Below are 14,686 nucleotides of genomic sequence, written 5' to 3'. Positions count from 1 at the left end.
TCCCCTCTATACTATCATCGTTTGGTTGTTAGGAAGAAAGCCGGCCTGGCAGGCGGATTCCTCCACCAGCCAGGACTGAGACTGCCCCTTCGCCAGATTCCCTATCCATTCTTGAGCAAGCCGTTCCACGGGTACTTCCTGTTCATAGTGCCAGGCCAGCATATTCATAAAACTATGGTTTTTCTGCTGCCGGTACAGCAAAAAAGCGCAGGCGCTCAGCCTGCGGATAATCAACGGGCTAGTGATATGAACTAGCGTTGTATTGTCCCCGAAGCGATCCTGCTGTTCAAAAAAACAGGACGCCTATTACAAGAAAAAACAGCCGTTCGAATGATATGTCAGCCCGGTACCGGCCCGCTGAGGCCAATCCGTTGAGTCGGAAGGAAGTTGCCGCGCCTGCATGATTTGGTTACGTCCACGCATAGGATCGGCCTCTTTTCCATAACAATATTAGTAGCATCTTACTATCAACAGTCAATTTGTGTCAATACACCTAATAAAAGGACTTTTTAGTTTTAAAAATTTCATCTCTTGACATCGGAATCCCACCAGTGAATCGCCGCCATGGTATAAAGCGCCTGGCAATCGCAACGAGGGATCTACACGCGTTCCTGGCAGGAAGCCAGCCTCGCATGTCGTATCCATGAGGCCGCCGTGCAAGTCCTATTCCTTGCCTGCCTGACGGTTAATTTGGGTACCTGTTTACCTGCAGATAGGTGCATATTTTGCTCGGTCCTGTCATGCTGCCGCAGCACGAAAAAACCTTGACGCCCCTCGTGAAAACGATTATCATAATCATGTCGGCGAGAATGAAAATCATTGTTCAGGGAGGGTGCAGAGGTGAAATTAAGATACTGCTGTAAAAACATGAAGCAGGGCACCAAGCTCATCTACAAGAAAATTGAGAAAAAGTTCCCCGACATCAAGCAAAAGAAAAAAGACTGCCTGGGCTGCTGTAAAATGTGCTCCAAGCAGTGTGTCGTTTCGTTCGGTAAAAATAAAAAGCTTGTCCGCGCCTCGACAGCCGATGAGCTGTACAAACAGCTGAAGGAGCTTCTGGCTTAATCTCTCCATGCTTAACAAAGCATGAACTAAATTATAAACGGCGAGAACCATGGTGCACGTAAAACACCGCAGGTTATCGCCTTTTTTATCGCTTTACCGTCTCAACCGGAAGTTTCGCCGCCTCCCGAAGCACCTATTTCCTGCGCAGCAGCCTGGAAACGTATAAGCCGAAGCACAGCGAGACGGCACCGGAAACCCCGAACATGGTACGCATCCATACCGGATTCGCCTCATCAAGCAAATGCCACCAATTGGCGACCATTAAGCACGCACAAATCCCACTTACCAAAACCCGCATTTTTCATGTTCACCAGCTCTCCGAGCGCGCCAGCCGAATCCGCATTGACCTGAGTCACGGGATGTGCGGCCTCCGCCCAATTTCGTCTGATTATCATGCTGATTCACACAGAAGTAGGGAAATAGACAGCTTACTATTCGATAGACATGCCCTCATTTCCTGCCGTCTCCGGAAATTTTCCTTCAGCCGTTCCGCTCTCCCTGCAGAGTTGTCCGCATGAACTCCAAAAAATCCCGATCGGTGAACAAGACCTCCTCCGGATCGCCGGCCATCATATTCCGCATTCTCATCCCGTACGACAGCAGGGTGAATAATTCCGCCGTTTTGCGGGCTGGCATGTCCGCGGGAATAACCCCGCTCCGCTGCCCAATCTCAATCCACTGCGCGGCCGTGCGCAGCCAGGCCTCGTGGAAACGGTCCAGCAGCTCGGCAATGCCCGGCTTATCCTTTTGCCCAAGCAAATAGATGAGCACCCGGTTGACGACCTCGCCTTCATGATGCCCGCCACGCTGCCCCTGCGCAATAATACTAAGCGGGTCTTCGAGCCCTTTGGACTGGCGGGCCGCTTCCATGAATCGCGCGTCCATCTGCACGAGCTTGTCATGCAGCAGTACGCCGAACAGCTCCTCCTTGCTCTTGACGTAATAATAAATAGCGCCCTTGGAAAGACCTGTCTCCTGCATAATATCCTGCATCGTCGTGCTGCGGCAGCCCTTTTGCCGAATGAGCCGCTCCGTCGTTTCCAGCAGCAGCTGAAAGCTAGGATTCCCCCGGTTATCTGTCATCATGCTCAGCCTCTCCTCTCCTGATTATGTTTGCTTCCATTATGACAACCGACGGTCGGTTTGTAAAGAACCGGGCCATGTACTCATGCGCTCGCTCTCGCCACCCGCGCTTTTCCCGCAAGCTTCTTTATTTCTCTCCTGCACCAGCTGTCGGCTTTCTCTCATTACAATCTCTGCTATATTAACAACGGCGCCCCGCTTTTATGGCGGGGCGCCGTTGTTTCAGTTGCCCGGTTTACCGGTGTACGGCACGGGTTCTCACTGAGCAGATTTCTCTTCAAACGTGAGTGAACGGATCGCAGTCTGAATGCGCTGCCACTGCTCCTCCGTCTTCACCGCGTCGTTAATGCGCAGCTTCAGCGTGTACACTACATCGCCGTTTTGGAACAAGTATTCCTCTGAGGTGTACGGCACGCTCTTGGTCTTATACTTCAGCGCATATTTCTGAACGGTTGTTCCGAATAGCTCCTCCTGAGTCGATTCATAGACGTAGTCCGCATCGGTTTCAGCATTTTTTTTGTATTCCTTCTCCGTCTTGCTAAGCACATCCTCCAGCTTGGTGCTGTCATCCGCCGTAACCCCCAGGCTGCCGCCGATGAAGGAGAACGTTTTGTAATTCTCTCCATAGCCGTAATCATCATACACGCTGTTGCTGGACCATGACCACACCTCTGGCACCTGGAGAGAGTATGGATACTTGGTGCTGCTGTAAGTCACTGTCCGCTGCTTGTCACGCAGGTCATCCTCATCCTGAATAAAGCCGATAGACGCGTTCAGCGCCTCCTTGGAAAACTGCAGCGACTTCAATACTCCGTCGACAACACCGTCAATATCTTCGCTCTTCGCTGATTTCGGATAGTTGAATTGGAAATCATATTTTAATTTATCCTTAATCAGATAAATGTGCCGGTCGACACGCCACTTGTCGCCCATCGTCGTTTCATACCGGGCCTCCAGCGCGGATACCCCGCCAGCGGCCGTTTCCTTCGGACCATCTACCGTGAAGTAGCCGTCTACGTAGGTTTCCTTTATCATGCTCTCTTGACGGGACACCCAGTCCTTCAGCGTATCGCCGGAGGAAGCGGAGGTCACCCGCACATCCAGAGTCTGCTCGCCATCCTTGCTGCTGAAGGAGAGCTCCTTCCCGTAGCCGAACTCCTTCCATTCCGACGGCAGGTCGAAGCTGATGCCGTATTCCGAGGTAATCGTCGTCTGGTTTTGGAACACGGAAATATCCTTCATTGCAGAGGCATCCGGGTCAAAGGCCAGTACGAACGAATCCAGCACATCCAAATAGCTGTTCCGCTTAAACGCCTTTTCATAGTTGGCTTCGTCATGAATATAAAGCGTTATGCTGTAAATTTGATCTTCCTTTTGAAAGGCTCGGGTCTCATAATACTCCCCGTCCTCCGTCTTGGCGATCAGCTTGGCGTAGGAGTAAGGCGTCTGCTCGACGAACCGTTTTTCCAGCACCGTATCCCCATAGTCGGCTCCGACCTTGCGCATCAGACTGAAAGGGGACAAATTCAGGCTTTGCTTCTCCTGAATGGCAATCTGAATAGCATATTCACCCTTGGCATCGATAAAAACGACCTGGTTGCCGTTCTCGCTCTGGTTCGCTTTAATTAAGCCTGCCGAGTATTTCATCGACCAGCCGAAATGGCTGTCGCCGATTTGGGTTTTGCCCTGGTCATCGTCGATGTACGTTCCATCCGCTGCCTGTACCAGCTCAGTGCCGCTGGAATGATCCTCCTCGGCCACCACATCAATATTTTTCAGCAGGCCCTCGGATTTCAGTCCCAGACGCACCGTCTCCCCAGGCAAAACCTTCTTGAGCGCTTCATTAAACGCTACCAGCGTGTGGGTGTTCGTGCTGCCCACCGATTGCAGGATATCTCCCTGCTTCACCCCGGCCTTGGCCGCCGGAGAATCCGGCTCCACGTATGTGACCTCCAGCCCATTGTCTGTCGGCAGGCCTACCACCGATTCCCAGCTTTCGCCAAGCTCCAGGCCCAAATACGGACGCTTCACCTTGCCATATTTAAAAAATTGATCCAGCACATACTGCACGGTATCTACCGGAATGGCAAAGCCGAGGCTGTCCACTCCGTACTCCACGTATTTCATCGTGTTAATCCCGATAACCTGCCCCTTCATGTTCACCAGGGCTCCCCCGCTATTGCCCGGGTTAATGGCTGCGTCGGTCTGGATGAGCTGGTACTTGGACTGAACCGACCGCTCCATCCCGCTGACAATCCCCGAAGAAACCGAATTGCGCAGCGTAAAGGACAGCGGCGTGCCGATGGCCATGACCGGCTCGCCGACCCGAATGTCGAAGGCCGAGGCGAACGAGGCGGCCGGCAGCCCGGAGGCCTCAATTTTGACCAGCGCCAAATCGCTTTCTTCATCATAATGCGTCGTTTTGCCGTTGTAGGATTTGCCGTCCGCGGTCACAACGAGCAAATTCCGCATATCCTTTACAACATGGGCATTGGTTACAATATAGCCTTCACTGCGTACGATAACGCCGGTGCCGTGCGCCAAATCATAACGGCTGCCCTGCCAGGATTTCGACGTTCCGCTATCCGTCGGCTTGCCGATAATCGCAACCACGGAGGACGTTGTTTTTTGCACAATATCCGGGATGCTTCCGCTCCCCGTCCCTGTGTCCGCCGCATAGGCGCTCATTCCGGTTGAGCCCAGCAGCAGTGCTGCCGCGAATACGGCCCGAACCAGACGTAATCTCCATCTGCTCATCCTTTTCATCTTCTCCCCTTGATTCAAGCATTGTCATATTTTGTATATCAGATAGACTCTATCACATAGAATCCGACAATAGCAATTGGAACATCTGTTAAAATTTTTTTCTCCGCTGCATATCAGTTCAATCAACCGATTCCCCGGCCATTTCAAGGAAAGCCGGGCCGCCTGGAAATGGCGACTAGCCCAAAAAAACAGAATCCCCTTCTTTCAGGATTCTGTCTATAAGACTAGGATTGGAGCGAATCTATCTAAAAACCGTCATGACTTTCTGTCGCATCCCCGGTATGAAAGCAGCTCTTTCACAGAAAAGTGTCCCTGGCTCCGGAAGACGATGCTGCTTCCTAGCCGTTTTTGGCCAACACCATATCCTGTGTTTCCATCGAGATCACAGTGTTCAAGGAGGAGATTTGCTCCAGGGCCGCCATTAACTTGTCCTGCCGCTGCATGCGCAGCCGGAACGTGAGCGTCATCAGAGAGGGAAGGGGCTCCTCGCTGGACGGGCTTTCCGCCGGATTCATTTTCAAATTGGAGATTTGAATGCCCTGCTCACCGAAAATGGAAGCAATCCGCCCGAGCGCTCCCGGCTCATCGCGGATGACGATGTCTACATCGCATGCCCTGCGGTGGCGAAGCATATGCCGCTCCCACTTGTTCAGCACATACAGGCTGACCAGAACAAAGAAGGTGCAAATAAAAGCCCCCGTATAGAAGCCCGCTCCCGTACACAAGCCAATGGCGGCCACAACCCAAACGGAAGCAGCCGTTGTCAGCCCCTTAATCACGTTCCCGTTGCGCAAAATGGCCCCGGCGCCCAAAAATCCGATCCCGCTAATGACCTGCGCGGCTAGCCGGGCCGGATCCACCCGAACCTGGGATTCGTTGACGAACTCGGAAAAGCCGTAAATGGACAGCAGCATAATTGTAGCCGACCCGAGGCACACCAGAATATGCGTCCGGAAGCCCGCAGCATGATTGCTCCATTCCCGTTCAATCCCGACCATACCGCCCAGCACGGTCGCCAAAATCATACGAACAATTAATTCCACATAGCTGATATGCCATACATCGGCGCTATCGAACCAAGCCATGCCGCTCCCCCCTTATGGTCAAATATAAAGAATGCGGTCCGGGATAGTCTCGGCATGCCCCTGAAGAGGCGGTGTACCGTTCCCCTGCACGATGCAGCTGTACCACCGGTATAGAAATAAAGTATAGAATTAAAATATTCTAAAACCGGGCGTTTGTATACAACTATTGTCGGAAACGCTTCCTAATTCATGCGGCTATGTACAGTTCTTTATATATAGAAAAAAAGCGTATTTCGTCCGATCGAAATACGCTCCGCTCCAACCCGCGCGCTGCGGTACTGCGCGGCGGCCGGTCGACCCCAACCGCCACCTGTTCTCCCGGTACAGACCGTCATACTGCACCCTGTCGTCCCAAGCCTCGTTTATTCAGACAGACTGCTGCTCCGGCCGGTATAGCCCTGTAGATCCGCGGATCACCAGCTCCGGGAGCAGCACCACACGCTGCTTGCTGCCTTTGTTCCCGTTAATTTCCTGGGAGATGAGGTCTACAATTTGCCGGCCCAGCTCTTGAATCGGCTGCGCGACGGTCGTCAGCGGCGGGTCGATAATGGTCGCCAAAATCGTGTTGTCGAACCCGACCACGGACAAGTCCCGCGGTACCGTCAGACCCCGCTCCCGGGCAGCCTGGATAACGCCGATGCCTAGCAAATCGTTACACGCAAAAATGGCCGTCGGCGGGTGCTCCTCATCGAGCAGGCTTGCCGCTGTCTGCTTGCCGCCCTGCACGTCGAACGCGCTGACGCGGACCCATTTGTCCTCGAGGACCAGTCCGGCCTCCTCCAGCGCTTGCCTGCAGCCCCGCAGACGCTCCCGGCTGCTCATGACCTCCAGATTCTCGGTAATAATCGCCAAATGCCGGTGCCCCAGCTCAATGAGATGCGAGGCGGCCAGATAGCCGCCCAGGAAGTCGTCCACCAGCACCGTATCCACGGCCAGCGAAGGCATATCCCGGGCAATCACCGCAATCGCCTGCTTTTGCTGCATCAGCTTTTTGAGCATGGTGTTGCTTCGTACCCCGGTCGCCAGAATGATGCCGTCCGCGCTTTTTTGCCGCAGCAAGTCCGTGTACCGCTCTTCCTTCGCCAGATCGTTGTCCGTATTGCAGATGACCAGATTAAAGCCAAGCTCGTGGGCGCGATCCTCCACACTGCGGGCGATTTCGGCGAAAAACGGGTTCGCCAAATCAGGAATCAGCAGCCCGATCGTGTACGTCCGCTTCTTGGTGAGCGCCGAGGCGACGACGCTGGGCTGATAATTGAGATTTTTCATAATCTCCTGCACATGCTGCCTCGTTTTCTCACTAATCCGGCCGGTCTGGTTAATCACCTTGGATACTGTAGCGATGGAGACGCCTGCCTCTTTTGCCACGTCATATATAGTCGCCACGCTGCACTCCTCCGCCTTCTGTTTACAACTGTTGGTCCATTTCACCTAAGCATATACGAACCCGGGGCCTTTGACAATTCGTTTTGGCCGCCATTTGACGATGGCTGGGCATCGGAGGGCTGGCTGGAACGGCGATCCGGTGAAAATGGAGAGGCCCGCGGCAGGGAAAGGGCTGCGCTCGCTGTCCTGGCCGGATTTTTCCATCGCAAGCCGCTGTTTCATCGTATAAATCCGGCTGCAGAAACGAACCTCTAGCGCTGCTCGCCAGCTCCCTGCCTATGGCTTCTATTTCACGAAAACAGATGTACACCCTTGGCATGCGTAACGGTAATCTGTAAGTCGCGCGGATGACCTGAAGGCTGCAATTAGTAACGGGCCACAACCATTTTTTTGCGGGTATAAAATTCAACGCCGTCCTTGCCATTTGCATGAAGGTCGCCGTAGAACGATTTCTTGTAGCCGGAGAACGGGAAGAACGCCATCGGCGCCGGAACGCCGACATTCACGCCCAGCATTCCCGCATCGATGGTGTCGCGGAACTCGCGGACCGCTTTGGCGCTGTCCGTGTACAGGCACGCGCCGTTGGCGAATTCGGACTGATTGGCCAGCGCCACGGCATCCTGAAGCGTCTCGACACGAATCATTTGCAGCACCGGCGCGAAAATCTCATCGTTCCAAATTTTCATTCCCTGCCGGGCATGGTCAAAAATAGTCGGACCGAGGAAGTATCCTTCTCCCGAGGAGGCCTGGTGCTCCCGGCCGTCCAATACAAGAGCCGCACCTTCTTCTACACCCTTTTCGATATACTGGACTGTGCGCGCTTTGTGAGCGTCGCGGATGACCGGACCGAGGAAAACGTTGTTCTCCAGGCCGTTGCCGATAGTTATGTTCTTCGCCGCTTCCTGCAGACGACGCACCAGCTCATCTCCGATACCGCCTACCGCCACCACGACCGAGCAGGCCATGCAGCGTTCCCCGGCCGAGCCGAAGGCCGCATTCGTAATTTCTTTGACCGTTAAATCGAGATCCGCATCCGGCAGCACGATGGAATGGTTTTTCGCCCCGCCCAGCGCCTGCACCCGCTTCCCGTGGGCAGCGGCGGTTTTGTACACATACTCCGCAATCGGCTGCGAACCGACGAATGAGACCGCGGCAACATCCGGATGCTCCAAAATGCCGTTGACGACATCATGCGCGCCGTGCACAATATTGAACACCCCGTCCGGCAGCCCGGCTTCTTTGAACAGCTCCGCCAGACGGTTCGCCAGAAGCGGCGTCCGCTCCGACGGCTTGAGCACGAACGTGTTGCCGCAGGCAATCGCCAGCGGGAACATCCAGCAAGGCACCATCATCGGGAAGTTAAACGGCGAGATGCCGCCGACAACGCCGATCGGATAACGATACATTCCCGATTCCAGCCCTGTCGCGATATCCGGCAGCTGCGAGCCCATCATCAGCGTGGGAATGCCTGCGGCGAATTCGACGCATTCGATGCCCCGCTGTACTTCCCCGTACGCCTCGCTGTAGCTTTTTCCATTCTCCGTCGTTACAAGCCGGGCCAGCTCCTCCCAATGCTCCACCAGCAGCTGCTGATACTTGAACAAAATCCGGGCCCGGCGCGGCACCGCTACACGGCTCCATGTCGGAAAAGCTTCCTTCGCTACCTGCACAGCCCGGTCCAAATCCGCCTTAGTGGACAGCGGCACATGCGCCAGCAATTCACCGGTCGCCGGATTCGGAACAGCTTCGACCTTCGTTGCTTCCGAGGCGACCCAACGGCCCCCGATAAAATTGTCCAGACGTGGTGCGTTCGTCGTTGTACTCATGCTTCGTTCCTCCCAAGTCCAAGAATGTGGAATTTGTGCAGGGCAGCCTGCTGAACGGCTTCCATTGGCCGCTGAAACAATTGTATCCGGTCAAACTGCTGCGGCTGGGCTTCCATCTCCGCACGCAGTGTCTTGCCGAACGCCATCCGCAGCGCCGTGCCGATATTCACCTTGGCAATCCGGCTTGCGGCAAGCCGCCGCAAATCCGCATCCGCCACCCCGGTCGATCCGTGCAGCACGAGCGGGGTCTTCACCCGCGCTTCGATTTGCGCCAGCAGGTCAAAATCGATGCTGGCCCCCTGGACCTCCATCCGGTGCACTGTACCGATGGATACGGCAACTGCGTCCACTCCGGTCTCCTCTGCAAACCGGCGCGCCTCCTCCGGATCGGAATATTCGTGCTTGAGTCCGAGCGACGGGTCGCTATAGCCGACCGAGCCAATCTCCGCCTCTGTGGAGATGCCGTGACGCGCCGCCAATTCAACAATCGCCCGGGTTTGCCGCACGTTATCCTCGAACGGAAGCTGAGAGCCGTCGAACATGACCGACGTATAGCCGTGCTCAATGGCGGCAGCGACATAGTCATAGTCCTTGCCGTGGTCCAGATGCAGCACCACCGGAACCTTGGCGTCTATGGCGACCTGCCGCAGCAGCGGAGCGATGATCCGAAACGGCATATGCTTCACCGCAGGCAGATTCGTTGCCAAAATAACCGGCGCCGCCGCCGCTTCCGCCGCCCGCACCACGGCAATCGCATCCTCATAGCCGAATACGTTAAAGGCTGGAATCGCATAATCGGCTTGCGCCGCCGCCTGAACGAGCTCTTTTAAATGAACAAGCACTGCAATTCCCCCTTATATTCCCTGCGTAGCATATTGCTCGATGCGCGCTTGAATTTGCTCTACGGTCGGCATCGCATCCGAGCAGCTGTGGCTGGAGACGACGATAGAAGCCGAGGCTGCGCCGAACTCCTGGCAGCGGTCGATGCTCCAGCCCTGCATCAAGCCGTAAATGAATGCGCCTGCGAATGAATCCCCCGCGCCGAACGTCTTGACCACATTGGCCGGAAAAATCCTTCCTTTATACGACTCGCCGTCCTTCGTATAGGCAGTGGAGCCATCTCCGCCGCGCTTGACGACAACGATGGAAGCCCCGTGGTTGATCCAGTGCTGCGCCGTGGCCGCATCATCCTGCTTCAGCGGGCCGTCGAACGCTTCCAGCAAATCAAACTCCTCGCGCCCGCCCAGGATGACGTCGCACTTCTCTGCAACCAGCTTGCAGTAAACGGCGATTTCCGCTTGGGACTGCCAGGAATATGGCCGGTAGTCGATGTCGAACAGTGTAACAACCCCATGCTTTTTGGCATATTCCAGTGCGACGAATACCGCTTCCCGCGACGGGCTTTGCGCCAGGGCGGTGCCGGAGATCAGAATGGCTTTGGCCTGCTTGATGTAGTCCTCGCTCACGTCTCCAGCTTCCAGCTTCAGATCGGCGACATTGTCCCGGTACATCAAAATGCTGCATTCGGTTGGCGATTTAATCTCGGTAAAAGCCAGGCCCGTCACGGTGCCGGACAAGTCCGTTATGATGTTGTCCGTGTTGATGCTGCGCTCCTTCAAATAATGCACGATAAAACGCCCGAACTGATCGTTGGACACCCGGCCGATGAAGCCGGCCTTCGCGCCCAGCCTTGCCATAGCAATCGTAATATTCGCAGGCGATCCGCCTACATATTTGGTAAACGTCAACGTCTCTTCCATCGGACGGTGAATCTCATTGGCATTCAGATCAACGCATAACCGGCCCAGTCCGATGAAGTCAAGCGGACGGTCCGCAGGAAATTGCAGCACATTACTCATTCGGCATCCCTCCGTGGATTTGGATTAAACAGCCATTCATGATCCGGATCGTTATGGAACTTCCAGGTCCGTACCGGACCCGCCATCACGTTCAAGTAATACACCTCATACCCGGGCGGCGCGGACACCGGATGGTAGCCCTTGGGAACAAGGACCGCATCCCCGTCGCGCACAATAAGCGCCTCATCCAGCGACCGGTCATCTGTATAGACCCGCTGCATCGCAAAGCCGTTCGCCGGACTAACCCGGTGATAGTACGTTTCTTCCAGGTAGGATTCATGCGGCAAATTATCCTGATCGTGCTTGTGCGGCGGATAGCTCGACCAATGCCCGGCGGGGGTGAATACTTCGACCACAAGCAGACTCTCCGCAGGCTGATCCTCCGGCAAAATATTATGAATCCGGCGCTCCATATAACCGTAGCCGCGGGCGGATACCCCAACCTCCTCGGGGCTTATCAGCCGGGCCTGCAGCGTGCCTGCAGCAGGCGCCCAGCACAGGGCCGCCTCCACCGCAGTAACCGCCTCCACCTCGGCCTCATCCCGGGCCGGCACATACACCGAGTACGGCGGAATGCCTTCAAATATGCTCATCCGCCGCCCGATATTGAGAAAGCTCGCTTGAGCCGTCGTAACATTGGCTTTTCCGCTAAGCAGCACGATGCACAGCTCGCGTCCCTCAGTCGCCTGCCGCAGCTTCTGCCCCGCTTCCAGCCGGAACACCTGAAATCCAACATACTCCCAGCCTGCGGATTGCGGAGTGATGGTCAATACGTTGCCCGCTTCATCCGGCCGGCCGCTATGCACGATAAAATCTGTTTGCGCCAATGGTAATCCCTCCTGTTAGCCTTATCCGGCCAAAATCCCCTTCAAATACTGCTTGCATTTCTCCGCATATGCAGTAGGCTCCGCCACCGACGGATCCTGCTCGGCCTCCAGAATCATCCAGCCGTCGTAACCAAGCTCGAACAATCGGTCAAAAATCGGCCGGAAATCAATCGCGCCGTCCCCCGGCACAGTAAACACGCCGTCTATGACCGAACGCTGGAACGGAATCTGTTCGGCACGAACCCGGTCCAGCACGCTTTGGCGCACATCCTTCAAATGAATGTACGGAATGCGGGACGCATACCGGTTCAGAATGTCCAGCGGGTCCGCCCCGCCGTAATACGCATGGCCGGTGTCAAACAGCAGATGTACAAGCGCGGCGTCTGTCGTCTCCATCAGCCGCTGAATTTCATCCGGCTTCTCAACCACGGTGCCGATGTGGTAGTGATACACCAGCTTCATGCCGTACTCCTGACAAATCGCTCCTGCCTGATGCAGCCCTTCCACCATGTGGCCCCACTCTGCATCGGTCAACGGAATAACATCGGTTACCCCCTGCGGCCGGCGCGGGTCGCCGATCATCGATCCGCCCAGCTCGCAGGTCACTACATGCTTGCTGCCCATCGTATGCAGGAACTCCACATGCTGCCGGTATGCGTCCAGCTCGGATTCACGCCGGGAGGGGTCTGAGAACAGCACGCCCTTCCACTGTGAGGTCAGCTGAATCCCTTTGGCGGCCAGCGCCTCCCGGAGCACGGCGGGGTCCTTCGGAAATTTGCGGCAGTTCTCCGTGCCGGTAAAGCCGAGCCGCTGGAAGTCGTTCAGCAGCGTCTCAAAGGTATAATGGTCGCCGAGCTCCAGCACATCCTCATTGACCCAGTTAATGGGCGAAATCCCGAGCTTCAAATCGTTATAATGAAAGGCCATCGTCCTGCTCCCTTCTCAAAGTGGTTTGGCATGAGCCAATTGCTGCACCATGTGGCTGCGGGATGCGGTTACCTTCTCGCTTTGGGATACCTCGGCCGGATCAACGCGCCAATAGGCCTCATAGCCACCTGTATTGGTGCCGGGCAGCACCTTGATATCAATTAAGGTCGATACGCTTTCCCGCTCCGCCGCTTTCAGCGCTTCCCGCAGCTCGCCGATAGTCCGAACAGTGTACGTCCTGGCGCCGAGCCCGCGTGCCTGTGCGGCGAAATCAACCTGCAAATAGGCGCCGTCCAAGCCGCCCGTCTCCGCCGAACGGCTGCGGAACTCGTTGCCGAAGCCGTCACTGCCGTGGCCGCGCTGCAAATTGTGGATGCACTGGAAGCCATGGTTGTCAAACAGCAGCACGTTGATTTTGACGCCTTCCTGAATGCTCGTCAGCAGCTCGGAATGCAGCATCATGTAGCTTCCGTCCCCGACCAGAGCGTACACCTCGCGTTCCGGCTCCGCCAGCTTCACGCCGAACGCTCCGGCTACCTCGTAGCCCATGCAGGAAAAGCCGTATTCCATGTGATACGTTTTGGGACGGCGGCTGCGCCACAACCGGTGCAGATCTCCCGGCAGGCTCCCGGCGGCGCATACGATGACCGCCTCCTCGCCAATAGCCGCGTTAATCTCTCCCAGCACTCTTGTTTGGGATAAGCCGCTCTCCAGCTCTATGCCATACAGCCGATCGACCTCAGCCCGCCATGGCCCGATAAGGCTGCGAAGCTCCGGCTCCTCATGGCCGGATCGGTAGCCTTGCGCCTGAAGGGCGGCCTGAAGCAATTGCAGCGTATCCCGGGCATCGCCGACCAATTGCTCGGCATTCAGCTTCACCGCGTCGGCCTTGCACACATTGATGCTCAGAAATTCAGCCTCCGGATGGCGGAATGCGGTTTTCGACGCCGTTGTGAAGTCCGCCAGCCGCGACCCGACACATATAATGAGGTCGGCCTCGGCCGCCAGACGATTGGCGGCAAGCGAGCCGGTGACCCCGATGCTGCCAGCCTGCAGCGGGTGATCCCAGGGCAGCGCGCTTTTTCCCGCCTGAGTTTCGGCTACCGGAATCTGGAACGCTTCCGCGAACTCAGCCAGCGCCTGTGCCGCCAGCGAATAATGCACCCCGCCTCCGGCAATCAGAAGCGGCTTCTTCTTCCGGGCAAGCAAGGCTGCAGCCCGTTCAAGCGCCCCCGGAGACGGTGTCTGCCGTTCAATACGGTGTACGCGCTTAGCGAAAAATTCAACCGGATAATCATAAGCCTCGCACTGCACATCCTGCGGAAGCGCCAAGGTGACCGCCCCCGTCTCCACCGGGTCAGTTAATACCCGCATCGCATTCAGCGCCGCTGTCATCAGCTGCTCCGGGCGGCTAATCCGATCCCAGTACCGGCTCACCGGCTTAAAGGCGTCATTGGCGGAAATCGTATAATCGGTCGGAAACTCAATTTGCTGGAGCACCGGGTCCGGCTGCCGGCAGGCAAAGATATCCCCCGGCAAAAGCAGCAGCGGAATCCGGTTTACCGTGGCTGTCGCCGCCGCCGTGACCATATTCAACGCACCCGGCCCGATGGACGAGGTGCAGGCGAAAATTTCCAGCCGGTTTCTTTGCTTGGCAAAGGCTGCCGCCGCGTGGGCCATGCCCTGCTCGTTCTTGCCCTGAATAAATTCCAGCCCGCCGCGCTGCCGCTCCAGAGCCTCGCCGAGCCCTGTCACATTGCCGTGGCCGAAAATCCCCATGACCCCGCGGACAAACTTCGTTTCCACACCGTCCAGCTCCACATATTGGCTGTCCAGAAACCGGAGCAGCGCCTGAGCCATCG

The 14,686-nt window shown here is 56.2% G+C and carries 12 protein-coding genes; 1 reads left to right on the top strand and 11 read right to left on the bottom strand.

Going from position 1 to position 14,686, the window contains the following annotated elements:
* Nucleotides 1-6 precede the first annotated feature (6 nt).
* Complete coding sequence (locus WBG83_RS14345; RefSeq protein ID WP_336745802.1) at nucleotides 7-168, bottom strand: hypothetical protein; 162 nt, start codon at nucleotides 166-168, stop codon at nucleotides 7-9.
* A 672-nt stretch (nucleotides 169-840) separates the two neighbouring features.
* Here WBG83_RS14345 and WBG83_RS14340 point away from each other — a divergent pair.
* On the top strand, nucleotides 841-1,065 hold the full coding sequence (locus WBG83_RS14340) for a DUF1450 domain-containing protein (RefSeq protein ID WP_336745801.1): 225 nt from the start codon (nucleotides 841-843) through the stop codon (nucleotides 1,063-1,065).
* Nucleotides 1,066-1,545: 480 nt separating this feature from the next.
* Here WBG83_RS14340 and WBG83_RS14335 read toward each other — a convergent pair whose 3' ends face one another.
* The 10 genes from WBG83_RS14335 to iolD form a co-directional block, all read right to left on the bottom strand.
* Nucleotides 1,546-2,151: a TetR/AcrR family transcriptional regulator gene (locus WBG83_RS14335; protein WP_336745800.1), complete on the bottom strand. Its 606-nt coding sequence runs from the start codon at nucleotides 2,149-2,151 to the stop codon at nucleotides 1,546-1,548.
* A gap of 255 nt (nucleotides 2,152-2,406) precedes the next feature.
* Nucleotides 2,407-4,905 (bottom strand): S1C family serine protease, encoded by a 2,499-nt coding sequence (locus WBG83_RS14330; RefSeq protein WP_336745799.1) that lies wholly within the window; start codon nucleotides 4,903-4,905, stop codon nucleotides 2,407-2,409.
* Nucleotides 4,906-5,252: 347 nt separating this feature from the next.
* The gene (locus tag WBG83_RS14325; protein WP_336745798.1) at nucleotides 5,253-5,999 is read right to left on the bottom strand and encodes an MgtC/SapB family protein; all 747 of its coding nucleotides are present in this window, start codon (nucleotides 5,997-5,999) and stop codon (nucleotides 5,253-5,255) included.
* Nucleotides 6,000-6,365: 366 nt separating this feature from the next.
* Nucleotides 6,366-7,385 carry a LacI family DNA-binding transcriptional regulator gene (locus WBG83_RS14320; RefSeq protein ID WP_336745797.1) on the bottom strand — a complete coding sequence of 340 codons (1,020 nt, stop codon included), beginning with the start codon at nucleotides 7,383-7,385 and terminating at the stop codon, nucleotides 6,366-6,368.
* Between the two features lie 365 nt (nucleotides 7,386-7,750).
* Nucleotides 7,751-9,211, bottom strand: coding sequence for a CoA-acylating methylmalonate-semialdehyde dehydrogenase (locus tag WBG83_RS14315; protein ID WP_336745796.1), 1,461 nt, complete (start codon nucleotides 9,209-9,211; stop codon nucleotides 7,751-7,753).
* Entirely contained in the window at nucleotides 9,208-10,053 is an 846-nt protein-coding gene (locus tag WBG83_RS14310; RefSeq protein ID WP_336745795.1) for a class II fructose-bisphosphate aldolase, read from the bottom strand. Before WBG83_RS14310 ends, WBG83_RS14315 begins: the two co-directional genes overlap by 4 nt.
* A gap of 12 nt (nucleotides 10,054-10,065) precedes the next feature.
* On the bottom strand, nucleotides 10,066-11,070 hold the full coding sequence (gene iolC / locus WBG83_RS14305) for a 5-dehydro-2-deoxygluconokinase (RefSeq protein WP_336745794.1): 1,005 nt from the start codon (nucleotides 11,068-11,070) through the stop codon (nucleotides 10,066-10,068).
* On the bottom strand, nucleotides 11,067-11,897 hold the full coding sequence (gene iolB, locus WBG83_RS14300; protein ID WP_336745793.1) for a 5-deoxy-glucuronate isomerase: 831 nt from the start codon (nucleotides 11,895-11,897) through the stop codon (nucleotides 11,067-11,069). The genes iolC and iolB overlap by 4 nt, the downstream gene beginning before the upstream one ends.
* A gap of 21 nt (nucleotides 11,898-11,918) precedes the next feature.
* Nucleotides 11,919-12,824, bottom strand: coding sequence for a myo-inosose-2 dehydratase (gene iolE / locus WBG83_RS14295; protein WP_336745792.1), 906 nt, complete (start codon nucleotides 12,822-12,824; stop codon nucleotides 11,919-11,921).
* A 15-nt stretch (nucleotides 12,825-12,839) separates the two neighbouring features.
* On the bottom strand, nucleotides 12,840-14,684 hold the full coding sequence (iolD, locus tag WBG83_RS14290; protein ID WP_336745883.1) for a 3D-(3,5/4)-trihydroxycyclohexane-1,2-dione acylhydrolase (decyclizing): 1,845 nt from the start codon (nucleotides 14,682-14,684) through the stop codon (nucleotides 12,840-12,842).
* Between the last annotated feature and the right edge of the window lie 2 nt (nucleotides 14,685-14,686).

Source organism: Paenibacillus sp. y28, assembly GCF_037137075.1.
Classification (GTDB): Bacteria; Bacillota; Bacilli; order Paenibacillales; family NBRC-103111; genus JBBBNV01.
Note: the sequence above shows the minus strand (reverse complement) of the source record. Positions and strands in the feature narration are given on the sequence as shown.

Excerpts from the sequence above, each read along its gene's own strand:
- WBG83_RS14345 (WP_336745802.1), bottom strand. The coding sequence starts at position 168 with ATGAATATGCTGGCCTGGCACTATGAACAGGAAGTACCCGTGGAACGG.
- WBG83_RS14335 (WP_336745800.1), bottom strand. The coding sequence starts at position 2,151 with ATGATGACAGATAACCGGGGGAATCCTAGCTTTCAGCTGCTGCTGGAA.
- WBG83_RS14330 (WP_336745799.1), bottom strand. The coding sequence starts at position 4,905 with ATGAGCAGATGGAGATTACGTCTGGTTCGGGCCGTATTCGCGGCAGCA.
- WBG83_RS14325 (WP_336745798.1), bottom strand. The coding sequence starts at position 5,999 with ATGGCTTGGTTCGATAGCGCCGATGTATGGCATATCAGCTATGTGGAA.
- WBG83_RS14315 (WP_336745796.1), bottom strand. The coding sequence starts at position 9,211 with ATGAGTACAACGACGAACGCACCACGTCTGGACAATTTTATCGGGGGC.
- iolC (WP_336745794.1), bottom strand. The coding sequence starts at position 11,070 with ATGAGTAATGTGCTGCAATTTCCTGCGGACCGTCCGCTTGACTTCATC.
- iolE (WP_336745792.1), bottom strand. The coding sequence starts at position 12,824 with ATGGCCTTTCATTATAACGATTTGAAGCTCGGGATTTCGCCCATTAAC.
- iolD (WP_336745883.1), bottom strand. The coding sequence starts at position 14,684 with ATGGCTCAGGCGCTGCTCCGGTTTCTGGACAGCCAATATGTGGAGCTG.